27 protein-coding genes and 1 tRNA gene are annotated in these 23,169 nt (G+C 51.5%); 12 read left to right on the forward strand and 16 right to left on the reverse strand.

The window, feature by feature from the left end; all coding sequences use genetic code 11:
* Positions 1 to 124: 124 nt before the first annotated feature.
* The 10 genes from BLX24_RS22820 to BLX24_RS32235 form a co-directional block, all read right to left on the reverse strand.
* A tRNA-OTHER gene (locus BLX24_RS22820) sits at positions 125 to 216 on the reverse strand.
* 171 nt (positions 217 to 387) lie between these two features.
* Positions 388 to 582, reverse strand: coding sequence for a hypothetical protein (locus BLX24_RS22825; RefSeq protein ID WP_071505532.1), 195 nt, complete (start codon positions 580 to 582; stop codon positions 388 to 390).
* Complete coding sequence (locus BLX24_RS22830; protein ID WP_071505533.1) at positions 566 to 973, reverse strand: hypothetical protein; 408 nt, start codon at positions 971 to 973, stop codon at positions 566 to 568. Before BLX24_RS22830 ends, BLX24_RS22825 begins: the two co-directional genes overlap by 17 nt.
* Complete coding sequence (locus BLX24_RS22835) at positions 973 to 1,155, reverse strand: hypothetical protein (RefSeq protein WP_071505534.1); 183 nt, start codon at positions 1,153 to 1,155, stop codon at positions 973 to 975. Before BLX24_RS22835 ends, BLX24_RS22830 begins: the two co-directional genes overlap by 1 nt.
* Positions 1,148 to 1,552 (reverse strand): C2H2-type zinc finger protein, encoded by a 405-nt coding sequence (locus tag BLX24_RS22840; protein WP_071505535.1) that lies wholly within the window; start codon positions 1,550 to 1,552, stop codon positions 1,148 to 1,150. The genes BLX24_RS22835 and BLX24_RS22840 overlap by 8 nt, the downstream gene beginning before the upstream one ends.
* On the reverse strand, positions 1,552 to 1,809 hold the full coding sequence (locus tag BLX24_RS22845) for a hypothetical protein (protein ID WP_071505536.1): 258 nt from the start codon (positions 1,807 to 1,809) through the stop codon (positions 1,552 to 1,554). The genes BLX24_RS22840 and BLX24_RS22845 overlap by 1 nt, the downstream gene beginning before the upstream one ends.
* Before the next feature lie 5 nt (positions 1,810 to 1,814).
* Positions 1,815 to 2,003 (reverse strand): hypothetical protein, encoded by a 189-nt coding sequence (locus BLX24_RS22850; protein ID WP_071505537.1) that lies wholly within the window; start codon positions 2,001 to 2,003, stop codon positions 1,815 to 1,817.
* Positions 1,978 to 2,448, reverse strand: a complete 471-nt coding sequence (locus BLX24_RS22855) for a DUF4494 domain-containing protein (protein WP_071505538.1) — start codon at positions 2,446 to 2,448, stop codon at positions 1,978 to 1,980. The genes BLX24_RS22850 and BLX24_RS22855 overlap by 26 nt, the downstream gene beginning before the upstream one ends.
* 2 nt (positions 2,449 to 2,450) lie before the next feature.
* Positions 2,451 to 2,582, reverse strand: a complete 132-nt coding sequence (locus BLX24_RS33925; RefSeq protein ID WP_262482998.1) for a hypothetical protein — start codon at positions 2,580 to 2,582, stop codon at positions 2,451 to 2,453.
* The gene (locus tag BLX24_RS32235; protein ID WP_143092765.1) at positions 2,560 to 2,820 is read right to left on the reverse strand and encodes a hypothetical protein; all 261 of its coding nucleotides are present in this window, start codon (positions 2,818 to 2,820) and stop codon (positions 2,560 to 2,562) included. Before BLX24_RS32235 ends, BLX24_RS33925 begins: the two co-directional genes overlap by 23 nt.
* Positions 2,821 to 2,892: 72 nt before the next feature.
* Here BLX24_RS32235 and BLX24_RS22860 point away from each other — a divergent pair, with 72 nt between their 5' ends.
* Positions 2,893 to 3,195, forward strand: a complete 303-nt coding sequence (locus tag BLX24_RS22860) for a hypothetical protein (protein ID WP_071505539.1) — start codon at positions 2,893 to 2,895, stop codon at positions 3,193 to 3,195.
* 34 nt (positions 3,196 to 3,229) lie between these two features.
* Here BLX24_RS22860 and BLX24_RS22865 read toward each other — a convergent pair whose 3' ends face one another.
* Positions 3,230 to 3,526, reverse strand: a complete 297-nt coding sequence (locus BLX24_RS22865) for a hypothetical protein (RefSeq protein ID WP_071505540.1) — start codon at positions 3,524 to 3,526, stop codon at positions 3,230 to 3,232.
* A 193-nt stretch (positions 3,527 to 3,719) separates the two neighbouring features.
* On the opposite strand from BLX24_RS22865, the gene BLX24_RS22870 reads away from it, so the two are divergent.
* Positions 3,720 to 4,238, forward strand: coding sequence for a hypothetical protein (locus tag BLX24_RS22870; protein ID WP_071505541.1), 519 nt, complete (start codon positions 3,720 to 3,722; stop codon positions 4,236 to 4,238).
* A 564-nt stretch (positions 4,239 to 4,802) separates the two neighbouring features.
* Here BLX24_RS22870 and BLX24_RS32795 read toward each other — a convergent pair.
* Positions 4,803 to 4,964, reverse strand: a complete 162-nt coding sequence (locus BLX24_RS32795) for a hypothetical protein (protein ID WP_177225897.1) — start codon at positions 4,962 to 4,964, stop codon at positions 4,803 to 4,805.
* 95 nt (positions 4,965 to 5,059) lie between these two features.
* Between BLX24_RS32795 and gltB the strand changes: the two genes are divergently transcribed.
* Genes gltB through BLX24_RS22895 form a run of 5 tightly spaced genes read left to right on the forward strand, consistent with a single transcriptional unit; the run spans position 5,060 to position 12,607 of the window.
* Positions 5,060 to 9,691, forward strand: coding sequence for a glutamate synthase large subunit (gene gltB, locus BLX24_RS22875; RefSeq protein WP_083422126.1), 4,632 nt, complete (start codon positions 5,060 to 5,062; stop codon positions 9,689 to 9,691).
* A 6-nt stretch (positions 9,692 to 9,697) separates the two neighbouring features.
* Entirely contained in the window at positions 9,698 to 10,021 is a 324-nt protein-coding gene (locus BLX24_RS22880) for a DUF6883 domain-containing protein (protein WP_071505542.1), read from the forward strand.
* Between the two features lie 5 nt (positions 10,022 to 10,026).
* On the forward strand, positions 10,027 to 10,617 hold the full coding sequence (locus BLX24_RS31780; protein ID WP_083422127.1) for a UPF0175 family protein: 591 nt from the start codon (positions 10,027 to 10,029) through the stop codon (positions 10,615 to 10,617).
* A complete protein-coding gene (locus tag BLX24_RS22890; protein WP_071505543.1) occupies positions 10,617 to 11,117 on the forward strand; it encodes a PIN domain-containing protein in 501 nt (166 codons plus the stop codon). Before BLX24_RS31780 ends, BLX24_RS22890 begins: the two co-directional genes overlap by 1 nt.
* Positions 11,118 to 11,119: 2 nt before the next feature.
* Complete coding sequence (locus tag BLX24_RS22895) at positions 11,120 to 12,607, forward strand: glutamate synthase subunit beta (protein ID WP_071505544.1); 1,488 nt, start codon at positions 11,120 to 11,122, stop codon at positions 12,605 to 12,607.
* Positions 12,608 to 12,761: 154 nt separating this feature from the next.
* Here BLX24_RS22895 and BLX24_RS22900 read toward each other — a convergent pair whose 3' ends face one another.
* The 3 genes from BLX24_RS22900 to BLX24_RS22910 all read right to left on the reverse strand — a co-directional run bounded on the left by BLX24_RS22900 (position 12,762) and on the right by BLX24_RS22910 (position 17,345).
* Positions 12,762 to 13,169, reverse strand: coding sequence for a T9SS type A sorting domain-containing protein (locus BLX24_RS22900; RefSeq protein WP_071505545.1), 408 nt, complete (start codon positions 13,167 to 13,169; stop codon positions 12,762 to 12,764).
* A gap of 94 nt (positions 13,170 to 13,263) precedes the next feature.
* Positions 13,264 to 13,923: a response regulator transcription factor gene (locus tag BLX24_RS22905; protein WP_229201876.1), complete on the reverse strand. Its 660-nt coding sequence runs from the start codon at positions 13,921 to 13,923 to the stop codon at positions 13,264 to 13,266.
* Positions 13,924 to 14,129: 206 nt separating this feature from the next.
* Positions 14,130 to 17,345 carry a sensor histidine kinase gene (locus tag BLX24_RS22910; RefSeq protein WP_177225898.1) on the reverse strand — a complete coding sequence of 1,072 codons (3,216 nt, stop codon included), beginning with the start codon at positions 17,343 to 17,345 and terminating at the stop codon, positions 14,130 to 14,132.
* A 337-nt stretch (positions 17,346 to 17,682) separates the two neighbouring features.
* Between BLX24_RS22910 and BLX24_RS22915 the strand changes: the two genes are divergently transcribed.
* The 5 genes from BLX24_RS22915 to BLX24_RS22935 all read left to right on the forward strand — a co-directional run bounded on the left by BLX24_RS22915 (position 17,683) and on the right by BLX24_RS22935 (position 21,637).
* Positions 17,683 to 18,378, forward strand: a complete 696-nt coding sequence (locus BLX24_RS22915) for a BAR domain-containing protein (RefSeq protein WP_071505547.1) — start codon at positions 17,683 to 17,685, stop codon at positions 18,376 to 18,378.
* A 93-nt stretch (positions 18,379 to 18,471) separates the two neighbouring features.
* Positions 18,472 to 19,497 carry a hypothetical protein gene (locus tag BLX24_RS22920; protein WP_071505548.1) on the forward strand — a complete coding sequence of 342 codons (1,026 nt, stop codon included), beginning with the start codon at positions 18,472 to 18,474 and terminating at the stop codon, positions 19,495 to 19,497.
* A gap of 78 nt (positions 19,498 to 19,575) precedes the next feature.
* Entirely contained in the window at positions 19,576 to 20,634 is a 1,059-nt protein-coding gene (locus BLX24_RS22925; protein ID WP_071505549.1) for an acetate and sugar kinases/Hsc70/actin family protein, read from the forward strand.
* Positions 20,635 to 20,717: 83 nt separating this feature from the next.
* Entirely contained in the window at positions 20,718 to 21,221 is a 504-nt protein-coding gene (locus BLX24_RS22930; RefSeq protein WP_071505550.1) for a hypothetical protein, read from the forward strand.
* 128 nt (positions 21,222 to 21,349) lie between these two features.
* A complete protein-coding gene (locus BLX24_RS22935; RefSeq protein ID WP_071505551.1) occupies positions 21,350 to 21,637 on the forward strand; it encodes a hypothetical protein in 288 nt (95 codons plus the stop codon).
* A gap of 49 nt (positions 21,638 to 21,686) precedes the next feature.
* Here the strand turns inward: BLX24_RS22935 and BLX24_RS22940 are convergent, their stop codons facing one another.
* Positions 21,687 to 23,093 carry a TlpA family protein disulfide reductase gene (locus BLX24_RS22940; RefSeq protein ID WP_071505552.1) on the reverse strand — a complete coding sequence of 469 codons (1,407 nt, stop codon included), beginning with the start codon at positions 23,091 to 23,093 and terminating at the stop codon, positions 21,687 to 21,689.
* Positions 23,094 to 23,169: the final 76 nt, after the last annotated feature.

Here is a 23,169-nt window from a genome sequence, read left to right on the forward strand (position 1 = left end):
GTCCAGACCTGACGTATTAAAGCACAGAAAATTTTTCGGCGGGACTATACTGGCCGGACCGGCCTTTGCGATTCCGGCCCGGCAGTACGACTATATCCACACCATTTAACGCCCCGCGTGGGGTTGGTTGCGGGAGCCGGACTCGAACCGGCGACCTGGAGCTTATGACCGCGATGGCGTACCATACTCCCGAGCTTCCATCTGCTCTATCCCGCAGTAAAAAATCTGTCCGGCCAGATAATCCTGACGCGCGGCTGAACCGAACCGGATTCCGCCGGCAGACCGGCTATATTCCGTGTACTCCTGTGAACTGCTGAGAATCTTAGGCCGGCTCAAGATGGCCGGCCCAGACTAACCTACCGTTTGAAACTACGTTTAACCCTTTACCTATTCGCTCTTCCAGTCCGGTACAGCCTGTACATAGGCTTTCCGTACCTGACTTAATATTTTTTTCAGCTCGTCGGCCTCCCGGATATCCACCGCCGACGGCCGTCGATGACTCATAGCATCCGCTTCGCGCTCGGCTATCATGTGTCTGATCCGCTGGCAGAGTCCTTCAATGGTATCAGGCCACACCTGCATTTTTATGCCACCCGGCCGGGTTATTGTTTGGATCCGGACGGCCGATTTCCTGCATAACTGCGGCCATTTTCAGTCGGTCATCAATTGTGCGGTTGATGTGATAGGTGGCCATACCGGCAAGGTAAAATACATGCGCCAGCTCGGCAGCGCTTTTAGGCGGGCACCTCTCGTCGACCAGAGCAGTAAGGTCACGCATTACCGTCTGAACGCAGGTGGCATGATCTGCTTTCGCGGCAAAGCGACGAAACGCACGGTTAGAGGCTTCCTGAATGCAGGCAGTTAATTTTTGGTCATACTCGGCCGATACCCCGAAGAAATCTTTCGGTTCTGTTGTGCACTGCTCCGGCAGAAACAGCACTGATAGTGACCTGAACGTAACGGTTGTTTCCATTAGTGATAACTCATTTCAATTTCCAGAAAATCAGCCTCTGCCATATCCTCCCAAAACAGGAGAAAGCTGTAGGTTGCGTGGCCGCCCAGCAGCCGGTAAGCCCATTTCGGAAGACCGGCGAACCACTCCGCCCGCCGCTTCCAGATCAGCCACTTTTGATAGGCCAGACGAAGCTCATTCATACCGGTGTTTTTTCTGGTGGCCCTTCAGGGCCGCCGGTGAACCAAAGACTCTCCCGCATTTGGGGCACTCCAGCCCGCTGGCGGGCAGTACTTGCGGAGCAGGCGCGGCCGGCGCTTCCCTGACGACCGGTGCAGGCGGGTACACACACGCACCACCTTTTCCATGAGCCCCGGCATTCCCGTCCGTACAGAGACCACCGGCCAGGCCCGCTCCTGATTTCTTTGTATAATATTCCCGGAACCAGTCCCCGACGGCAACCCCTGCGTTATGGGCGGCTATGCCCAGCAGGTTCAGAATCGACCGCTGTATGGATTCGTCGCTGGCGGCTACGCCGTGCATGCGTTCCATCAGCTCCTCCATCCGGGTCAGTGCCGCTGTTCGTCGGGACGGTACCATTATGCGCTCCGTTTAAGACCTACTTCACCGAACTTTCGGGTTGTGGATGCCCAGAGCCGGAAGATCTGACGCTTTCGCTGGAGACTCTCCAGTTGTGGCCTCAGGCTGGCATAAGCCTGACACTGGGGATGCATCTGGGTAATGCTGCCCTGCATCTGATCGATGTGCTTATCAGCTTCTTCCACGATCTCACAGCGCTGCTCCCACGTAAACGCATCAGGATTTTCCAGTGCTAAAAGCTGCTCAACGGTACGCATATACGTTACAGGTCTTTAAACAGGTCTTTAAGTCGTTTACGGTCATGGGCTTTGGCTACCAGCAGCTGAACCAGCTGAATCAGAACCAGGCTGACAATGAACACGCCCAGCACAAACAATCCCGGCGGCGCCGGATAGATCCGTTCGACGAACACCAGCCACAGCCGGCTAAGTATCTGAATTGCCTTCTCCATTTTCTTCGTAAGGGAAAATATCCAGTATGGGCGTGCGGTTAATGTCGGTAATCTCGTAAGGCATCAGAATTCTCTTCAGACTCGTCTCCAGACGTTCATAGGCCTGTTTGACCGACTCTGCGTTGATCAGCATCAGATTGACCAGCTTCTTCTCGCGGCCTTTGTCATCTTCAGTCGTAAAAACAACCTTGCATTTATACCAGGTTTCGCCTCCTTCGTCAATAAAAAAGACATCGGCCAGCTTCATTTTGCTGATTTTGCCCACCGTAAACTCCGGCGTATTATCAGCCGTTTCCTGATACAAACGCGCTTCGGCGTCGGTGTAACTCACCGCATCCAGCAGGTAAAACTCAGTGATGGTTTTCATCTTCACCTGATCGCCCTGCCGGTCGGTGACGATTTCCTCTTTCTGGTACTTGATACTACCCTGATACCACGTTGGCATAGTTAAACCGATTTTAGGGTTCTGGCTCGTTCCGTTTCTTCCAGTTCTTTCCGGAAACGTTCGTTCCGGGCTACCTCGCGCTCGACCGACCGAATCAGGTCGCGCTTGGTTTTACTGAGTCGCTTTGGTTTCATGGTGCTGTTCAAATAACGCTTTACTTTCGGGTATCAACCGCACAAATACATCACGTAGTGGCCACGGAGCATGGCGAAGATCATAATGGCTATAACTTGCAACAGATCGCCAGTGGCGCTCTAATGAGTTTTTCTTTAACTCCAGAAATATCTCCATCCGTACCAGTGGATCAGCGCTCTCATATAGACTCCATAAGGCGTTTTTTGTCTTTCCTGTGGTCAAAATGCGTCGCGCCATGACAATAAAAGGCTTTTAGTCTTCGTTTGGTAAGATGTCGGGACGAGACTAAGCACCCCGACATCCACAACCATGACCTACAAAAACATGATCGGTCCAGACCCGATCCGTGAGCCAATAGTGGCTCCCAATGCCAGTGAACAAGACAAGCTTGACACTGAATACTTACACTTTCTGCAGAAAGGGAATTATCCTTCCGGCTCCGTTTATGAATTCCTGTATGTCTATTACAGAAACCAGGAAACCGAACATATTAAGCTCATTGAGCAGGGCCGGGCTATCCTAGACCGCCTTTCGGACGACGGCCTCATTTTCCTAACCCCCTACGGCGCAAAACTGACCGCAAATGGTCGCCGGTATTTAGCCGACATTTAGCGACACCACTTTATTTATGGCCGGGCAGCTGTCACTACCCGGCTTTTTCAATTTCCAGCTCCAGCTGCTCCAGCTCCGGAATCCGGTTGCTCCAGATGTCCTCCCAGGTGAAGCCAAGGAAGCCAACCAAGCAATGCAGTATCCAGCCGGGCAATACCCGCAGGTCGATCTTTTCCGGATTCTTCCGCTCCTTACCCAGCACCGACCGCTCAAAGTAGATCAGGCAGTTACCATCTTTCAGACTCTGCCGGACGAGTACCGAGTTCATCTCGTTCCATCGGTCCAGGTCGGTCTGGCGGAGCCGTTCATAATGTTGTTGTAAGGTGCTCATAGGCTTTTTCGACCGCTAAAGCATATATCTTGCTATTTCTGTTTATATTGCTGCAATATTTGTTACAACGTTTGTTACATGTCCTGTAGCAATAACAGCAGCAAATATAATGTTAACTTTAAACAGATTGCAAGTAAAAATGTAATTTTTTTAAAGTTTAATTAGGTATTCACTATAAATATCCTGATTAACAATGGATTACAACTTTTCTGAAAAAGTCGATTTATTAATCAGAGAGTCAGGCAAGACGAAAAAGAGCCTATATGACTTTCTCGAAATGACTGCGCAAGGCTTCGATAACATGATGAAGCAGAACTCCTTTTCGGCAATCAGGCTTGCTAAAATTGCCGAATTCTTTGAGATTCAGGTAGGTTTCTTTTATGATCAGCCCTCTAATACATATAAAAGGAAATCGGGCGACGGAGGTGCTTTCGGGGAACAAGTTTTAGACGAACTTAGAAAAGTCTTTAAAGAAGAGTTGAATCAAAAAAACCAACAACTCTTGGCAAAAGACAGGCAATTAGAAAATAAAGACAGACAGTTAGAGAATAAGGATAAGCTACTTGAGGGCATGCAACGGACTATTGACGCTCTGGTGGGAAAGTCTAGCGACGTAACAGCAGATGACCGGCATGACGACCCAAAGATTATTGTCCATCCTGCCTTCGCAAGAAAAAGCGAAGAGGAGGTAAATGATTACCAGATCGCTTAAAAATAGCTCCGGCTATTTTTTTGCCAGCACTGAGGGTACATGCGCGGTTACGTCGTAATATATATATAGTATAACGCTATGTATATCGGTCTAAATGAACTTCTTATAAGAAGACCTTGAATCCCAGCCGGATCACCAGAGAAGCCTCGTCACACGACGAGGCTTTTTCTTTTTGCCGTTGTGCCAGCCAAAAGTCAGCCAGACCACTTCCGGCGAACGGAAGCTGACAGGACCGTCCGGCACTCCCCTTGCCAGGCGCCAATAACGGTACTTACAGCGCTCATGTAATCAACGACTGAAGAGCGTGAGTCTTGCTCCTCCGCCCATGAACGGGACGTCAGCGACTATAAGCAGAAGAGCCGTTCTGGTTTCAATCGATAAAGCGCGGCAAGATGCTATAATCCGTACTTCAGAAACGTTTTTTTTTGCCTGCCGATACGTTAAAAAATGCACATTCATGTCGTTTTTATGGCCGGAAACGCATTTGTCACTCAATCACGCAGGTGGGTTTTGTTAATTGTACTTCCCAACATAACCGTATTTTCATTGTAAAATATTCATTAACTAAGATGATTTATAATCAAAGTCACAATTTAAGATTTCTAAAACTTCGTTCGGCCAAAACGCTTTATTACCAAATTTTTTTGTATTATCTTGCACCACTTCGTCAAAAACTACTGTAGAACCGGCTAAATAATTTAATCTTTTAGCACCGGCTTGAACCACCTGGATTTTCTAATTTGTTAATAATCGTCGCAGCAATGGTGGCCGAAGAGTACAACCCACCAACGCGAGGACATAACCAGTAGCAGTTACGTCCCATGTCTGATCAAATTGACCAGTCGGAATGCCGAATCACCGATGTCCGGCACAGCCTGGAAGGGCAAACAAATGAATTGGGCCTCTACCGCCCGGATTACGAACACGATAACTGCGGCATCGGCTTTGTGGCTGACATCAAAGGCCGGAAATCGCACCAGATCGTAGCAGATGCCCTGCACATGCTCCACCGCATGGAGCATCGTGGTGCCTGTGGTTGTGAACCCAATACAGGTGACGGTGCGGGCTTACTCATCCAGATTCCACACGAATTCTTTGTGGATGAATGCCGTAAATTATTTATTCACCTGCCGGCCGCTCAGGAATACGGCGTGGGTATGGTGTATTTCCCGAAAGAATCTAAGCTGCGCGAAGAATGCCGTGCGATTCTGAACCGGAAAATCAAGCGGCTTGGCATGGAGTTGCTCGGCTACCGTGTTGTTCCTGTCGATAGCAGCGACCTGGGTAACGGCTCACGCGTGGGCGAACCACAGATGGAGCAGGTGTTTATCAAACGCCCTGATACGGTTACGAACGACGAGGACTTTGAGCGTAAACTCTACGTTCTCCGGAACTATAGTACTCGCATCATTAACGAATCAGTAAAAGGCGTTAACAACGACTTCTACTTCGCTTCGCTGTCGTGCCGGGTTATTACCTATAAAGGTCAGCTGACGACCGGTCAGTTAAACGCGTACTTCCCTGACCTGTCGCGCGAAGAAGTAGTATCGGCCCTGGGTGTTGTACACTCCCGTTTCTCGACCAACACCTTCCCGTCGTGGAAACTGGCCCAGCCATTCCGTTACATTGCCCACAACGGTGAAATCAACACCGTAAAAGGAAACGTAAACTGGATGAAGGCCGCCGAGCGCATGCTGAAATCGTCGAAATTCACCGACGAGGAAATGGACATGCTGCTGCCAATCTGCGACCACCGCCAATCGGACTCCGCCAACCTGGATAATGCCATCGAACTGCTGGTGATGAGCGGCCGCTCGCTGCCACACGTCATGATGATGCTGATTCCGGAAGCATGGGACGGCAACGAACACATGGACGATAACCGCCGGGCATTCTATGAATACCATGCGGCCCTGATCGAACCATGGGACGGTCCGGCTTCAATTTCGTTTACCGATGGCAAAATCGTCGGGGCCACGCTCGACCGGAACGGTCTGCGCCCGTCGCGCTACTGGGTAACCAACGACGATGTCGTAATCATGGCCTCTGAAGCCGGTGTGATCGACATTGATCCTGCCAAAATCGTGTCAAAAGGCCGTTTGCAGCCAGGCAAGATGTTTGTAGTGGATATGGAAGCAGGCCGCATCATTGCCGATGAGGAACTGAAAGCCGGCATCTGCTCACGGCAGCCATACCAGCAGTGGATCGATCAGTATAAAATCAAGATTTCTGAGCTGGAAGCCCCGGCCCGTAAATACAGCCGCTACGACGAAAAAGCGCTGCTGACCCGTCAGAAGGCATTCGGCTTTACGTCGGAAGACCTCCGGATGATTCTGGCGCCAATGGTCGAAACCGGTAAGGAAGCACTCGGCTCAATGGGCACCGATACACCGCTGGCGGTGCTGTCGGATCAGAGCCAGCACATGAGCCACTACTTCAAGCAGTTGTTCGCGCAGGTAACCAACCCGCCGATTGACTCGATCCGGGAGCGGTCTATCATGTCGCTGATTTCGTTCGTAGGCGCTACCTATAACCTCCTCGACGAATCGCCGGAACACTGCAAGCAGGTCGAACTGGACCAGCCTGTTCTGACCACAAAAGAATTCGACAAACTGCGGTTTATTGACCGTCACCACTTCCAGGCCAAAACCATCAACACGTATTTCCGTGCGGATGCGGGTGGCCAGGGACTGGAGCGTGCTCTGGAGCGCATCTGCCGCTATGCCGAAGACGCCATCGAAGACGGTTTTGAAATCATCATCCTGTCTGACCGTGCCATTGACTCCGACCACGCACCGGTGGGATCATTGCTGGCAACAGCCGCCGTTCACCACCACCTGATCCGTCGCGGGCTACGCGGCAATATCGGGCTGCTGGTTGAAGCCGGTGACGTCTGGGAGACACACCACGTAGCGACCCTGATCGGGTACGGCGCGTCGGGTGTGAACCCGTACATGGCCTTCGAAACCATCGCTCAGATGCGGGAGAAGAATCAGCTGGGTGTCGATTATCCGGAAGAAAAACTATTCCAGAACTATATTAAAGCCGTTAACGGCGAGTTGCTCAAAATCTTCTCGAAGATGGGGATCTCAACCCTGCAATCATACCAGGGGGCGATGATCTTCGAATGTCTGGGGCTGAACGAAGATGTCGTTAACCGCTATTTTACCGGAACAGTATCGCGGATCGGCGGTATGGGGCTGGAAGAAATTGCAAAAGAGATTCTGGTCCGCCACCGGACTGCCTTCCCGGAAACGCCGTCCCTGTCGGTGCAGCGTCTGGAAGTCGGTGGTGTCTACCAGTGGAAGCAACGCGGGGAGAAGCACATCTTCAATCCGGATACCATCCACCTGTTGCAGGAATCGACCAAGCGCGACGACTATCAGCTGTTCAAGCGGTATTCGAAACTGATTAATGATCAGACCGAAAAAGCCATTACGCTGCGTGGGCTGCTGAAGTTCAAGAAAGGCATGCCGATTTCGATTGACGAAGTAGAACCAATCGAAAACATCTACAAGCGTTTTGCGACGGGAGCCATGTCCTTTGGCTCAATCTCGTGGGAAGCCCACACAACGCTGGCCATTGCCATGAACCGCATTGGCGGGAGAAGCAATTCCGGTGAGGGTGGTGAAGATGAGCTGCGGTTTACACCGCTGGCCAACGGCGACAGTCTGAACTCGGCCATCAAGCAGGTGGCGTCGGGCCGCTTCGGGGTAACCAGCCATTACCTGACCAACGCGCAGGAACTTCAGATCAAAATGGCACAGGGTGCCAAGCCGGGTGAAGGTGGTCAGCTGCCAGGGCACAAGGTTGACGACTGGATTGGCCGGACCCGCCACTCGACGCCGGGTGTGGGTTTGATTTCGCCGCCGCCTCACCACGATATTTATTCAATCGAAGACTTAGCCCAGCTGATCTTCGACCTCAAAAATGCCAACCGTGCCGCACGAATCAGCGTGAAGCTGGTGTCGGAAGCCGGTGTTGGTACAATTGCTACGGGGGTTGCCAAAGCCCATGCCGACCACATCCTGATTTCAGGTTACGATGGCGGTACGGGGGCCTCGCCGCTGTCATCGATCCGTCACGCGGGTCTGCCATGGGAGCTTGGTCTGGCCGAAACCCACCAGACACTGGTGCGTAACAAACTGCGTGGCCGTGTAACGGTGCAGGCCGACGGACAGATCCGTACCGGCCGTGACCTGGCGATTGCCGCCCTTCTGGGTGCCGAAGAATTTGGTGTAGCCACAGCAGCGCTGGTTGCGGCGGGCTGTATCATGATGCGGAAATGCCACCTGAACACCTGCCCTGTCGGGGTAGCCACCCAGAACAAGGAACTGCGCGCCATGTTTACCGGCAAACCGGAGCACGTGGTGAACATGTTCAAGTTCATGGCAACAGAACTGCGTGAGATTATGGCTGAACTCGGTTTCCGTACCGTCGATGAAATGATCGGTCAGGTACAGGTACTGGAGCCACGCGAAAACATCAAACACTGGAAATACAAAAATGTCAACCTGAACGCGCTGCTTTACAAAGAGCCTGTCAGCCTTGACGTATCGCTTTACAAGCAGGAAGAGCAGGATCACGGCATCGATCAGGTACTTGATCGTGAACTGATCAAGGTTGCTCAGCCTGCCCTCGAAAAAGGCGAGTCGGTGTATGGCGAATATGCCGTAAACAACCTGAACCGCTCGGTAGGTACCATGCTGTCGAACGAGATTTCGAAAGTGTACGGCGGCTCCGGCTTACCGGACAGCACGATCCACTTCAAACTGCGCGGCACGGCCGGTCAGAGCCTTGGCGCTTTCAGCACAAGCGGCATTAAGCTTGAACTGGAAGGGGATGCCAACGACTACTTCGGTAAGGGCCTCTGCGGTGCGAAACTGATCGTTTATCCTGACCGCACGGCAACCTTCCAGCCGGAAGAAAACAGCATCGTCGGCAACGTATCGTTCTACGGAGCGACATCGGGTGAGGCCTTCATCCGTGGTATGGCCGGTGAGCGTTTCTGCGTCCGTAACTCAGGGGCAAAAGTCGTTGTAGAAGGGATCGGTGATCACGGTCTGGAGTACATGACCGGCGGTCTGGCCATCATCCTCGGGCAAACAGGCCGCAACTTTGCCGCTGGTATGTCGGGCGGGGTGTCCTATGTCTGGGATAAAGACGGCTCGTTTGCGTCGAAAGTAAACCGCGAAATGGTGAATCTCGATGTGCTGAATGAAGAAGATCAGGCGATCCTGCGCGAATACGTGGAAAAACATTTCCAGTATACAACCAGCAACGTGGCCCTGGCGCTGATTCAGGATTGGGACAACAGCATCAGCCAGTTCGTGAAAGTACTGCCAAACGACTTTAAGCAGGCATTAGCGAGCCGCGGCGTTTCGCTCTCGGAACAGATCCGTGACAAAAACGTAGTTTATCAGGACATTGTCGTAGATGTAACGCAAGGTTAACGCTTCATGCGCTTACCTCCTCCTTATCTGATCACGGAATCTAAGCTGACTGGTTATCTGCTTAAATTTCGTGATCAGGATGATAAATCAAACTATTTAGGACAAGCAGGTTACACATTAGACAATTGGGAGCTACTGCTGGCAGATCTTCTCAGGTTGGTAGAAACGAACGATGCCGTATTGGATAAACCAAGTGTTTATGGCCAATCCTATCAGGTAATAGGAGAGCTAACAGGACCCACAGGTCGTAAATTATCAGTAAAAACCATTTGGATGCTAGACATCGATGAGGAAAAAACTAAATTTATAACCTTGTATCCAAACAAATAAACGCCATGCGGTTACCTCTTTACGAAAGGGTTATTCTCTTGAAAGATATACCAGAGACCGGTTTTGAAAAAGGAGATATTGTTACGACTGTGGAGTTTATCCAGGGCCGTCGCGGCTTGCCGGATGCTTACTATGTCGAAGCCTTCAACGCGTTGGGTAAAACGATAGCTACCTTTATCGTGGAGGAGAAATTTCTGGGAGCATTACAGGAAAGTGATGTACTAAGTAGTCGTTCTAAAGAACCCTCCAAACCGTTAGAGCAAGGTGTGATTGTTAATTTTGAACAACCTTCAGCAGTCAGCCAAATGATAACGATACCGGAAAAACCGTTAGCGAACGAGCTATTTGAACTACTCTGTGAACGATTTATCCGAGAGCAGTTACCTGAAAACCAGGCACAGCTTGAAGCAGCTATCTGGCTTTTCCAGCACGAAGTTTGTTCGCTGGGCAAAGCAAGTCAACTGTCAGGGTTATCTGTCTACCTGTTTCAGAGCGTGTTAGCATCACGTTCTATACCAATTAGCTACGATACGGAAGATTTTCGCGAAGATTTAAATACATTAGATCAGAACAAGATTTTTCAGAAAACGTCCTGATGATTGTTATTGGTGAAGCCTCAAGTGTAATAGCCTTAGTTCAGCTTGGGCAGCTAAGCTTACTAAAAAAGCTCTATACTGAAGTATACATTCCTCATTTGCTCTATGCAGAGGTCATGCCTATATTTAGTGACTTAGCGCTTTCGTCAAGTGATTTACTACTTGCGGTTAAGAATCGGGAAATACAAGTTCGCAGTAGTTGGGAAGATGAACCTGTTTCACCACATATTCATTCGCACCTTACAAAGGCTGAAGCAGATGCAGTCAATCTGGCTTTTGAATTAGGAAACTGTTATTTGTTAGCAAGTGACCGGATTATCCGAAAAGAAGCAAAGGCTGCCGGCATCATCTCAATTGGCCTTTTGGGGTTATTACACCAGGCAAGGAAGTCTCACTTAATAGACGCCCTAACACCTCTTTTAGACCAGCTGAGGAGTAAGTTAGTGCAGCCCATTAGTGAGCGTTTATATACTGAAGTATTACAAAGCATTCATGATTAGTCATGGGAAAACCGACAGGATTTTTAGAATTTGCCCGCGAACTGCCTAAAAAGCGTGACGTACAGGAGCGGGTTCACGACTATAAAGAAATTGAGATGCCGTTTGCTGAGTCTGACTCGCAGCGGCAGGCTGCCCGCTGTATGGACTGTGGCACTCCGTTCTGCCACAGCGGCTGTCCACTGGGTAATATCATTCCGGAATTCAACGATGCCGTTTACGAGGAAAACTGGGCGTATGCGTATGAACTGCTGAGTTCGACCAACAACTTCCCGGAATTTACGGGCCGCATCTGCCCTGCTCCCTGCGAAGCGTCGTGTGTACTGGGTATCAACAAACCACCGGTTGCCATCGAATTTATTGAGAAGTCGATTGTAGAGGCAGCCTTTGCCAAAGGGTATGTACAGCCGAAAACACCGGCACAGCGTACGGGTAAAACCGTTGCTGTGATCGGCGGCGGCCCGGCTGGTATGGCAGCCGCCGCACAGCTCAACAAAGCGGGTCACACCGTAACAGTTTTTGAGCGTGCTGACCAGATTGGTGGTTTGTTGCGGTACGGCATTCCGGACTTTAAACTGGAAAAAACGGTAATCGACCGTCGTCTGGCGGTGATGGAAGCCGAAGGCATCACGTTCAAAACCGGTGTAAACGTTGGTAAAGACATCAAAGCTGCCGACTTGCTCGATAGTTTCGATGCGGTGGTTCTGAGCGGTGGTTCTACTGTACCGCGTGACCTGCCGATCAAAGGCCGTGAGCTGAAAGGGGTTCATTTTGCCATGGAGTTCCTGAGCCAGCAAAACAAGCGGGTGGCCGGACGTCCGGTGGAAGTGGATCATCGTGGCGCTGCCTACGAAAACGGCGAGCTGCTGGCTACCGGTAAAAACGTGGTCGTTATCGGCGGGGGTGATACCGGCTCCGACTGTGTGGGTACTTCAAACCGCCACGGTGCAGCTTCGGTGACCCAAATCGAGCTGATGCCGGTACCGCCGAAAGAGCGTGCCGAAAGCACGCCATGGCCAAACTGGCCGATGATGCTCCGTACGTCTACCTCACACGAGGAAGGCTGCGACCGCCACTGGTCAATCAATACGAAAGAATTTATCGGCGACGAAAACGGCAACCTGAAAGCGCTGAAGATCGTCGATCTGGAATGGTCGAACGCAAACGGCCGGATGCAGATGGCCGAAGTGCCAGGTTCGGAACGTGAAATTCCGTGTGAACTTGCCCTGCTGGCGGCGGGCTTCCTGTTCCCGCAAAAAGAGGGCCTTCTGGCTGATCTGGGCGTCGAACTTGACGAGCGCGGCAACGTAAAAGCCAATAACTACCAGACAAGCATCCCGAATGTATTCGCCGCCGGTGATATGCGTCGTGGTCAGTCGCTGGTCGTATGGGCCATTTCAGAGGGTCGTGAAGCCGCCCGCGCGGTAGACACCTACCTGATGGGCGAAAGTATGCTCGAAGCAAAAGCGACATCTATGCTGGCTGTCGTTTAGGCAAGCGAAGAAATATAATCTGATTGCAGTGGTGGCACGACTAGGCGTCCCCGACCAGCAGGCGAACCTGTTGAGGGGGCGGCCCTCCGTTCGTGCCACCACTTTTTTTACCCCCTTCCCCTGAATTCAGGGGAAGGGCCGGGGATGGGGTCCCCTACTCGACCAGTGTTACCCGCGACGGATTTACAGCCGGGGTATCATTAATCTGAAATGTCTTTGTCAGCGTTTCTTTACCGTCAGAAACCGTAATCTGGTAGGTGCCACGATTCAGGGCTTCGACGTTAAATTTCGCATGGTAGCTTTGCTTACGGCCCGGAATGTAATCAGTTGCCAGCTGTTCGCCGCGCTGATTCAGAAAATTCACCGACAGTTTCCGGCCGGCGTGGTTCTCTACGTGCAGGTTTACTCTCGAATGATCGGCCGACGGGTAGATGGCAAGACTCATCGACTTCGTAATCGCTACGTTTGACGGAGCCGCCGCCGCTTCTTTGGTTTTGTCATCCTCAGGGTTTACGGCCGACAGCAGGGTGGCCAGGGATAAAGCATGCAGGAAAAGGATCATGAGATTTGTTGTTTATGGTTCAACGCAGTTTTCGCTGTAAAGGTAGAGGGCGTTGTCCCGTAAATTTTCCCGCAAACAGGGTGATTTTATCGCCTCAGATCAATTTTTCCCGGATGGCCTTTTCAATGGCCTCCGCCTTAGAATGAACCTCCAGTTTCCAGTAAATATTCTTGATATGTGTTCGGATTGTTTCCTTGTCGACGAAGAGTTGTTCGGCAATATTCGTGTAGCTTTTCCCTTTCGACAGTAGCTCAAGCACCTCTGTTTCGCGGGTTGTCAGGGGCGAATTCCGGTTTTTCTGGAACGATGCCACTACCATCCGGGCGATATTGGTGCTCATCGGCGCGCCCCCTTCCTGAATATCACGGATAGCGTCCAGCAGACGGGCAGGCTGCATGTTTTTGGTCAGATAGCCCCCCGCACCGGCACATAACGCCTTGAAAACCACCTCATCATCGTCGTAAGCCGTTACCACAATGATATTGGTCCGGGGGCGTACTTTTTTGATCCGGGCAATGCCTTCGATGCCGCTCATACCAGGCAGATTGATGTCCATCAGGACCACATCCGGCGCGTCGGTATCCAGATTGCGGAGAGCATCTTCGCAACGCTGATATGCATTGACGACACGGAAGCCAAAAGTACTATTAATGAGCAGCGCAAACCCGTCGCGGATCAGATTATCGTCTTCAATCAGACAAATCCGGATGGTCTGCTGCGATCGCAGTGGTTGGGGTTGAGTAATCGTCATCATCTTGCTTTCTGCACGAAGAATTTCAGTCAAAATTACCTTTACTCCGCTAGGTTGCTCTTCTTTTTTACACCAAAGGGGCATAGGGAGGATAAGCGCAAGCCGGGTTTAGTCAGGTGATCTGTAACTGTGTAGGGAGAAATTGATATGGCCTAAAGACGATTATATTGCCCGTTTGTTGCATCACAGCCCATCTTTTTATTTATGGCTTATCCCGCATTCCGGGGGATTGACATGGTAAACGACACGGTCGTCCCCTGCCCTGCCTGGCTGTGAAAACTGACCTGTCCGCCCAGTCTGCGTGCGCGGCTCTGCATATTCAGGAGGCCGTTTCCCATATACCCCGGCGTTGGGGTCATCCCCGTACCATTGTCCCGCCAATACATGTTTACGTCTGCTTTTCCTGCTTCTACCCAAAGACAAACCGATGTAGCCGAGGCATGTTTCAGGGTGTTGCTCATCGCCTCTTTAAACAGAAAAATAAGATGACGGCTGGCACCCATCGGCAAGGGCACCTGACGCAGCGTTTCGGATACTTCAGCGGCCTGAAACACAATCCCCGTCTTGTCAAATATATCGTCGCCGAAGTCTTTGATCCGGATAAACACTTCGTACAGATTATCGTGCTCCGGATTAATCGCCCAGATAAAATCTTTAGTACCCTGATAAAGGCGGCTGCTGTTATCACTGATTTTGGTCAGCAACGGGTCTATTTCCTTTGCCTGTCCGTTGAGCTGCGCTCTGATCAGTTCGGTAAGCATCGAAATGCGGGTGATGGTATTGCCGAACTCATCGTGCAGGTCCTGTGCTGCTAACCGGCGCACGCGTTCATTCTCAGCCAGCTTGATACGCTCAATGACCAGCGCATTTTCGATCCGTTGCCGAAGCCGCAGACTGTAGATGGTCCAGAACAGAAAGCTGATGGCCGTAAATACCAGGAAATAAAACCACCACGTCCGCCAGAAGGGGGGCAGAATCCGGATGGGCAGCTGCAGCATTCCGGCTTCATTCCAGGCACCATTGGGGCGGGCGCCTTTAATTTTGAGCACATAATCGCCGGGAGCCAGATCAATAAAACTTACGTAACGCCGGTTACCGCTCGACACCCACTCATCCTGTAACCCCTCCAGTTGGTAAGCAAACTGATTTTTCTGCGGCTGGGTGAAATCAAGGGAGGTAAACCCGACCGTGAAAAAGGCATCGCCGGGTTGCAGAACAACCTGGTCCGAATCCAGCATCAGGCTATCGACATTCAGCACCCGGTCGAACACCCGGAACGAGGTCAGCCGGACCGGTGATTGCTGCCGGTTGACAACCATATGTGCCGGATCAAAGCTTACGGCGTTACCGATACCGCCGAAAAACAGTTCACCGGCCGGGCTTTTATGAAAGGCGCCCATATTAAACTCATTCGTCAGCAGCCCGTCTTCCGCATCGTAGGTCTGAAACTGCCCGTTGACCGGGTCAAACGACGCCAGACCATAGTTGGTGCTCATCCATAGCTTACCGGCCTTATCTTCCATAATACCGTAAACCATGCTGTTCGGCAATCCATCCTTACGCTGGTAGTGCTTAAACGTTTTTCCGTTTTTACCCGAAACCAGCCGGCTCAGCCCTTTACTGCTGCATACCCAGAGTTGCTGCCTGCGATCGATGAGCAGGCCAAGTACCTGATTACTCAGCAGACCGTCTGGTTTCCGGGGCGCATAGGTATACTGCGTAAACTGGCCAGAAACGGGGTTGAAATGGTATAATCCGGCCCAGGTGCCAACCCAGAGATTACCGCTTTTATCTTCGCTGATGGCCGAGACGGTACGTAGCTGCATAGCCTGTCCATCGTCCATTTGGTCGGAGTAGGCTGCCAGCAACCGGTTGGTTTTCGGGTCAATACAACGCAGACTTCGGGAACCACCCACCCAGATTCGCCCTTTATGGTCTTCCAGCAAGCTGAAGACGGCCTGAAACAGGGGCATTTCTTTGTCGACCATGGGCATAAAAACCGGCAGAAACCGGTTGCGGGCACGGTCGAACCGCTGCAGGCCGACAGCCGTGCCAACCCAAAGTGTTTTGTTACGGTCGACCAGCAGACAATGGATAAAATCATTGCTGAGGCTGAACGGGTCATTGGGGTTACTCAGGAAACGGTCCTGCTGCCCGTCTGTCCGGATGCGCAGCAAACCAGAATACGTCCCGAACCACCGGTCGCCGTTATAGTCGGTGCAGATCGAAAAAACAGCCGCGGCTGTCGATGGCTGGCGGGGATCAGAGATCAGGTTCCAGAGCCGGAAGCTGTTTTTCGTACGGCTATACAGATGTACGCCGGCATCGTACGTTCCGATCCAGACAATGTCTTCGGCCGGATCGGGGCCTTCATACAGGTGCACGACATGTCCCGATTTCAGACCCTTTACCGATAGCATATCCTGCTGGATGGCCTCCAGAAATACCGCTTTACCCCTTTGGCTGATATCAAACCGCAATACACCCTCCTGCCCCTGAGCAACCCACAAGGTTTGTGTACGGTCAATAAGTACCGCATTAATCAGTTTCCCGGCCAGGTACTTCTCCAGTTCGGGGACGGCAATGCTTTCGCCCGTGGCTCCATCCAGACAAGCCAGCCCCTGCGGCGTTGCCGCCCACAACCGGCCGGCAGCGTCGGAAACAACCGACAGCACAAACGGATTGGGTAATTGCCGGTTTTGCTCATTATTCAGTAAAGGAATCCAGTGTACGGCGGGGGCCGGAACCCTTGCCAGCGACAACCGCGCCAGACCAGCTGTTGTACCGATCCAGAGCATTTGCCGCCGGGCATCGTAGTGCAGACAGCGCAGCAACACGTTTTTATCCTCCCATTGGCTGCCAACCCTGAATCGTCTTACCTGCGTAGGTCCCGGGGCCAGCCAGACCACCTGCACAAGTTCTCTGGCAGTAGCCACCCACACCGACCGGTTGCTGTCGCAGGTGATCGCCGCAATTTTCTGACCGGCCAGCTCAGGCAGACGGGTTACCCGGCCCGTCATCGGATCGAGCCGGCCCAGCCCGTCGGCCGTTCCGACCCAGATCTGATGGTTCGGACCTTCTGCCAGCGCTGTGATTTCGTCGTTGGGTAATGAATATTCGTTAAACGGATCGTTTTTGAAGGCCGTAATCTGATAGCCGTCATACCGGTTCAGGCCGTTGCCGGTCCCGAGCCACATGTAGCCACGGCTGTCTTTCAACATACTCCGTACTTCACTCTGCGACAATCCGTCGTCGACACTAAGCTGGTCCAGAAAGACACGGGCGGCATAGCCACGGGCCGTTATGCTGCGTGCAACAGAGGGGGGCGCCACGGGGCCGGAGCTGAGCTGGCCACGCACCTGTTGACCAAAGAGCGGCATCAGCAAACCCAGACACAAACAAAGACAGAGGTAATAGTTTTTCATCAATGGGTGATTAAAATCCCGCGTTTCACAAAGATACAGCCTATTTCCGGGCGATAAATCCCCCAATATGCGTGAAAGCGCCCCCCCGCCAAACCGGTAAATTTGCACTGTTCTTCCTCTTAAACGCATACTGCTTTTTTCGCAGGGGAACGATTATTATTGTTTGGAAAAAATATTCGGAAAAATAGCCTTGCCAGAGACAAGGCTATTTTTTTTCGTACAAACTGCTCCTTGTTTTGGTCCCATTGTCAAGTCCGCTGACCGTTTGTATGATTTCCTGAACAGGGTAAGCATGCAGCGAGTAATATTGTCATGTCACTTAAACGACTTAACGACGATGCCTGAACCAGACAACAGTTTGGGGCGCAAAATTCTGAGTTTTTTCATCAAGGATGAGCCTGCGCCCAACGCACCCGCATCCGGCACGCCCGCTCCGGCCTCACCCCAGTCACCGGCCTCCGCTCCTGCCACCCCTGCGCAACGACCCGTTTCTGCTCCTCAGCCGGCCGGTTCGATTGATACGAAGTTTGTTACGCATTTTGCTTCGGTGCTCGAAAAGGCGAACATTCAAGGGCCTGATTACTTTGAATTCCGCGAAATGCTCCGTAACCTGGCCGAACTGGGCTTAGACGAAGACAAGCGCTTTCAGGCAGCATGGGCCAGTTTCAAAACGCTGGGCGGAAAAGCCGATGTGTCTGTACTGACTAACACGGCCAGCCAGTATCTGACCGCGCTCGGTCAGGACCGCGATGCGTTTCTGAAAAGTGTGGAAACCGCACTGGCCGAACGTGTCGGCGGTTTGCAGAACGAGCAGAAGCAGCTTCAGGCGACCAACGAAGCACTGGCCAAACAGATTGCCGACTTACAGCGTCAGATGGCTCAGAACACCGAAAGGCTGAGCAAAATCAATGACGAGATTGACGAGCAAAGCTTGAAACTGACGCAAAACCGCAGCAACTTCGAAGCCACATACGGCAGCTTCACCGAACAGATCAAAGACGATATTCATAAGATTCAAACGTACCTGAAATAATTTGTGAATGAGTGGTTTAGTGATTGAGTGATTTTTTGTAACTCATATCAAAATCAATCACTAAACCGCTCATTCGCCCAATCACTCAATACTATGGCATCAACTCCTGATTTTTCGCAGTTAGGCGGCGCAGACGACGATAAGAAACGCTCGTTCTGGAACCGCCCCGAAGGTGTAGCTGGTATGCTTTTCATGCTGGCAATCGGCGGCGTTGTCCTGTACCGGATCAATGACATTCTCGAATTCCTGATCAAGGTCACCGAAAATACCTTGTATCTGGGCGGGCTTCTGGCGGTTCTGGGGCTTATCATCTTCCTCATTACGAGCAAAGACATCCGGACCGGTGTGTTCTTTCTGTTCAAATCGATGATGCGGTCCCTCACCGGAACAATCATCCAGCTGAACCCGATCGCAATCATGAAAATCTATGTGCAGGATCTGAAAGATAAGCGCGAAAAAATGCAGAGCCAGATCAATCAGCTGGCGGGACAACTGGTGAAGCTGAACAAAAAAATAAGCGAAAACAACGAAGCGATCAAGCAAAAGTTTGCCGAAGCCAACCGCGCTAACCAGATGACCGACCGCCCCGGCATGAAAGAAGCCGCCTCACTGGCCAGCATCGAAGCCGCCGGCCTGCAGGAGATGAACGAGAAGCTTCTGCCCCTGCAACGCAACATGAAAACCGTACTGGATTTCATGGAAAAGGTAAATACCAGTGCCGGTTATATCATCAAGGAGACCGAAATCAAGGTCAAACTGAAGGAAACCGAATACAACATTGTTAAAGAAAGCTCAAACGCCCTGCGGACAGCCATCAGCATCTTCAAAGGTGATCCTGATAAGAAATTCTACTTCGACGAGTCGATGGAATACATTCAGGATGACATGAGCAACAAGCTCGGCGAAATGAAACGTGCCATGGACCTGTCCATGGATTTCATCAACGGCGTTGATATTCAGAACGGTGTCTTGTCAGACAAAGGGCAGGCCATGCTGGAAGCCTACAATAAAGGTGACTTTAAGCTGATCCAGCTCGACGGACCGGCACCGGCACCCGCCCTGCGACCAGGCGAAACCAGCCTGCCCAAAGACGCCGGTTACCGCAATCTTTTAGACTAACCTAACCAGCCCCCTCTCCCCCGGGGGGCTCCTTTCACCAAACTTCTCCCTGCGGGGGCGGGGAGCCCTTTTCAACACATGCAACGATTAACCGTAGCCGGCCGTCTGCTCATCACGGTCCTGATTTTAGCCGCCCTTTATTTTGGCCTGAAATACGTTGGGGGCGTCGATTTGCTGAAAAAACTGCAATCACGTCAGCAAACAACCGAACAAACGGATTCGCCGTCGATGCCGGGCAATAATGACGAAGCCAGCAGCGCATCCACAGACAATACGGCCTCATCTGATAACAGTTCAGAAAGCGCATCGGAAGCCAGCGACAGCGGCCCCCGTAAGGCATTCGACTATACAGCGCAGGAACCCGTAGGCGGTAAGCTGAAAGGCGTAGTCGAACTGGGTGCCAGCGGTTTCAACTCCTTCATCGTCCGGGTTGACGACCAGAAACGCTGGAAACTCGAAAAAGCCGAATTCGGCAACAGCCTCGTCATCGAGAACATGGCAACCGATCAGGACATCCGCGACGGCCTGAAAAAATACATTGCCACCATGCTTGATTTTGGCGTTGGCGGGCGCGACATCCACTTTGTGGTTAGCTCGGGGGCCGTCAAAGCCGAGGGCACGCAGAAAATCATTAAGGTACTGAAGTCGCTGAACTACTTTGTAAACACCGTTACACCGGAGCAGGAAGGCCGTCTGGCCCTTCGTTCGGTGCTGCCCGGCGATTTTGAAGACAAAGCGTTTGTCGTCGACATCGGTTCGGGTAATACCAAGATTTCGTGGAAAGAAGGCGGCGACATAACGGCCCTCGAAGCAGCCGGTTCGAAATACTTCCAGAACGGCGACACCGACCAGAAAGTATACGACGACGTATCGGCCAAGTCGAAGCAGGTGCCGTCGGCGAAACGGAAAACGTGCTTTATCATCGGCGGTATTCCGTTTGAACTGGCCAAGCAGGTGCGCAACGGCAAAGAGCGTTATACCGTTCTGAAAGCCCCCGGCGACTACAAAGGCGAAAACGCCAAACAAAAAGCCGGTATTAACATCTACAAAGCCATTGCGGATGCAACCGGCTGCGAGCAGTTTGTCTTTGACTGGGACGCCAACTTTACCATTGGCTACCTGCTGACGCTGAAATAAGAAAACAACCGGCAGAACGGGCAGGAGAAACGTATCCCGCTCGTTCTGCCGGTTGTTTTCCGCTATCCCTTTTCCTGCCTCTCATGACCTTACGCGATCTGTTTCAGAGTGTTTCGGATAATCCGGGGCTGCTCATTTTATTGCTGTTACCGGTACCGGCCATTGCCTTTCTGGCGAACCTGTGGTCGGGGCAAACGGCGGAGGAAATCTGGAAATGGCGGTACGTTTATGCCGTTCTGGTTTACCTGGCCTGTATTCCGGGCATGTTTGCCGTTACGCTGAATATCTACCTCTTTCTGTTTGAGCGACAAAGCATCTGGGACATGAATCTGGTGATTCAGGTACTGCCTATCCTATCGATGGTTGGTACGCTGATGCTTATACGCAAAAAATTACCATTCAGTTATGTGCCGGGTTTCGGCAGACTATCCGGCTTTCTGACCCTGATTTTTGCCGTTATGGGCATGCTGTGGTTCATTGACCGCACGCATATCTACGCGATTACCTACATCCCCTTTGCCTACATTGCCATTGGTTTTGTTGCGCTGCTGCTGATCATCCGTTTTGCCTGGCAACGGATTTTTTAAATACATTCCTTAGAGACGCAACATATTGCGTCTCTAAGGTTACCATGAAACGAATCCTGCTCCTTGTCTTACTCGCTCTCAGCCCCTTGACAGGCTATCCGGAATGAGGGCATGACCACCATCAGTTTTTGTGGGAAAGCAAATGGGAAGTACTCCGTAAATTGCTTTCCGACCCGCTTTCGGTGCTCCATCCCTTCATTCTGCTGCCGATGGCCGGTCAGCTCCTGCTGCTCGTTGCTGCTTTCCGGCCAGGTACCCCGCGCTGGCTGATCCGGCTGGCGACGGGAAGCATTGACCTGTTGCTTTACTTCATGGCCATCATCGGCCTGTTCAGCCAGAACAGGCGCATTCTGCTGTCTACGCTGCCGTTTACAGCCGCCAGTGTACTGGCGTTCCGGGAGCTGCGGAAAGAATAACCGGTCAGGACTTCTCTCCGCTTACGCGCTCCGGCGATAAGCGGGTTCATTACCTCAGCCCGCAATACAGCTTCACAAAGGATACCCAGTCAGTGTTAAACGGTATAACGACATACTTCCCCTGCGGCGTTATCAGCACTTTAGTCGGGTAACCCTGAACAACATACGTGTTTTCAATCTGATTATCAGACATGGCAACCGGGAAAGAGAACTGTTTCTCGTTCAGGTACGCCACTACCTTTTCTTTCACATCGCGGCAGGCTATAGTCAGAAACGAAAGCCGGTCCTTGTTCTGGGCCAGCATGGTATCCATGAATTTCTGCATAACCGGATGTTCCTTCCGGCAAGGACCGCACCACGTACCCCAGAAATCAACCAGTACCCATTTGCCGGCCTGCTGCTCAGCCAGATTCGAATATACCGTACCATCCAGCATAGGGAGTGAAATTACCGGAGCCTGCTTTCCGCTTGCGTTGATGGCGTCAAGCCAGCAGGCGCTGAATGGTTTTCCGGCCGGAACCGTTTTATTGTAATACGCTTCCAGATTGGTTTTATATTGCGGTTCGGCCAATGCCATACTCAACAACATTGGCAACAAATTGACCTGCTTGTTACCGCTCTCTGTCAGATAGTCAATGTATACTGTTTTTAAGTCTTTTTTCGGGCGTTCTCCCCAGAAAAAGGCCATATCATAAAAATAGCCAGCCGAACGGTTTTTATCGGCGAGGTCCGGACTATAGTCAAAAGCATTTTTCAGGTAGTTGCCTTTCAGCGTCGCATCACTGGTCTGTTGCGCTTTCAGGTAGTTGGTATAGGCAAACAAATACCTGTACCAGGCCCGCGTCTCCTGCATGTCTCTGGAAGACGTTTCGGTAACCGTCACCTGGTTACGGCTGAAGTTTGTATACAGCGTTTCCAGCAATTTATCCGACAAAGGCTTTAGCTCCGTATGCACAGACGTAAGCTGATAGATCAGTATGCCGAAGCGGCCCCGGTAGTTCTCGTAAAAGTCGGCCGATGATAGTTCATCCTGTATAAAATCGCCGGTCAGCTGCTTCAGCATCTGCGGATCGTTTTCATATTGCTGTGCCTGAACCCAGTAATGCAATGGCCTTACGGTTTCGCGGATTTGCCTGGTGGTATCAGCAACCAGCCGTTTCAGGACGTCCCCCGTGAGTTGACGATACCTGATATAACGTTCTTCGGTTCTCGAACTTTTTTGAAATGCCTGCGCGATGCTATTGTACAACAAGCTTCGCCATAAGGCTATGTATCGCTTATCTGACCCTAATTGGCTGGCACAGTAGTATGCTGAATCAGCATTCGGCTTGTCATAGATATAGGCCTGGTAGTTATTAAATAGCTCATAAGGGCTCACGGAAGCAGGCTTGCTTACCTGAGCCATGGCAAATAAAGCAAACAGAACGCAGGCTGTGGTTGTGAATAGTGTTTTCATGCGGAAGGGCCGGGGTTATTGGACAATTCCGTAAATATACACATGCCGCTGCCATATTACCTTATAGGTTTTCCAC

It is taken from the genome of Arsenicibacter rosenii, from assembly GCF_001870735.1.
In the GTDB taxonomy this organism is placed as follows: domain Bacteria; phylum Bacteroidota; class Bacteroidia; order Cytophagales; family Spirosomataceae; genus Arsenicibacter; species Arsenicibacter rosenii.

Bases quoted from the DNA above. Each gene is read 5' to 3' on its own strand.
- BLX24_RS22905 (WP_229201876.1), bottom strand. From the start codon at position 13,923: ATGATGACGATTACTCAACCCCAACCACTGCGATCGCAGCAGACCATC.
- BLX24_RS22910 (WP_177225898.1), bottom strand. From the start codon at position 17,345: ATGAAAAACTATTACCTCTGTCTTTGTTTGTGTCTGGGTTTGCTGATG.
- BLX24_RS22850 (WP_071505537.1), bottom strand. From the start codon at position 2,003: ATGGAGAAGGCAATTCAGATACTTAGCCGGCTGTGGCTGGTGTTCGTC.
- BLX24_RS22840 (WP_071505535.1), bottom strand. From the start codon at position 1,552: ATGGTACCGTCCCGACGAACAGCGGCACTGACCCGGATGGAGGAGCTG.
- BLX24_RS22860 (WP_071505539.1), top strand. From the start codon at position 2,893: ATGACCTACAAAAACATGATCGGTCCAGACCCGATCCGTGAGCCAATA.
- BLX24_RS22825 (WP_071505532.1), bottom strand. From the start codon at position 582: ATGCAGGTGTGGCCTGATACCATTGAAGGACTCTGCCAGCGGATCAGA.
- BLX24_RS22835 (WP_071505534.1), bottom strand. From the start codon at position 1,155: ATGAATGAGCTTCGTCTGGCCTATCAAAAGTGGCTGATCTGGAAGCGG.
- BLX24_RS22915 (WP_071505547.1), top strand. From the start codon at position 17,683: ATGCCTGAACCAGACAACAGTTTGGGGCGCAAAATTCTGAGTTTTTTC.
- BLX24_RS32235 (WP_143092765.1), bottom strand. From the start codon at position 2,820: ATGGCGCGACGCATTTTGACCACAGGAAAGACAAAAAACGCCTTATGG.
- BLX24_RS22930 (WP_071505550.1), top strand. From the start codon at position 20,718: ATGACCTTACGCGATCTGTTTCAGAGTGTTTCGGATAATCCGGGGCTG.
- BLX24_RS22855 (WP_071505538.1), bottom strand. From the start codon at position 2,448: ATGCCAACGTGGTATCAGGGTAGTATCAAGTACCAGAAAGAGGAAATC.
- BLX24_RS22880 (WP_071505542.1), top strand. From the start codon at position 9,698: ATGCGCTTACCTCCTCCTTATCTGATCACGGAATCTAAGCTGACTGGT.
- gltB (WP_083422126.1), top strand. From the start codon at position 5,060: ATGTCTGATCAAATTGACCAGTCGGAATGCCGAATCACCGATGTCCGG.
- BLX24_RS22870 (WP_071505541.1), top strand. From the start codon at position 3,720: ATGGATTACAACTTTTCTGAAAAAGTCGATTTATTAATCAGAGAGTCA.
- BLX24_RS22900 (WP_071505545.1), bottom strand. From the start codon at position 13,169: ATGATCCTTTTCCTGCATGCTTTATCCCTGGCCACCCTGCTGTCGGCC.
- BLX24_RS22895 (WP_071505544.1), top strand. From the start codon at position 11,120: ATGGGAAAACCGACAGGATTTTTAGAATTTGCCCGCGAACTGCCTAAA.
- BLX24_RS31780 (WP_083422127.1), top strand. From the start codon at position 10,027: ATGCGGTTACCTCTTTACGAAAGGGTTATTCTCTTGAAAGATATACCA.
- BLX24_RS22940 (WP_071505552.1), bottom strand. From the start codon at position 23,093: ATGAAAACACTATTCACAACCACAGCCTGCGTTCTGTTTGCTTTATTT.
- BLX24_RS22845 (WP_071505536.1), bottom strand. From the start codon at position 1,809: ATGCGTACCGTTGAGCAGCTTTTAGCACTGGAAAATCCTGATGCGTTT.
- BLX24_RS22920 (WP_071505548.1), top strand. From the start codon at position 18,472: ATGGCATCAACTCCTGATTTTTCGCAGTTAGGCGGCGCAGACGACGAT.
- BLX24_RS33925 (WP_262482998.1), bottom strand. From the start codon at position 2,582: ATGAAACCAAAGCGACTCAGTAAAACCAAGCGCGACCTGATTCGGTCG.
- BLX24_RS22890 (WP_071505543.1), top strand. From the start codon at position 10,617: ATGATTGTTATTGGTGAAGCCTCAAGTGTAATAGCCTTAGTTCAGCTT.
- BLX24_RS22830 (WP_071505533.1), bottom strand. From the start codon at position 973: ATGGAAACAACCGTTACGTTCAGGTCACTATCAGTGCTGTTTCTGCCG.
- BLX24_RS22925 (WP_071505549.1), top strand. From the start codon at position 19,576: ATGCAACGATTAACCGTAGCCGGCCGTCTGCTCATCACGGTCCTGATT.
- BLX24_RS22865 (WP_071505540.1), bottom strand. From the start codon at position 3,526: ATGAGCACCTTACAACAACATTATGAACGGCTCCGCCAGACCGACCTG.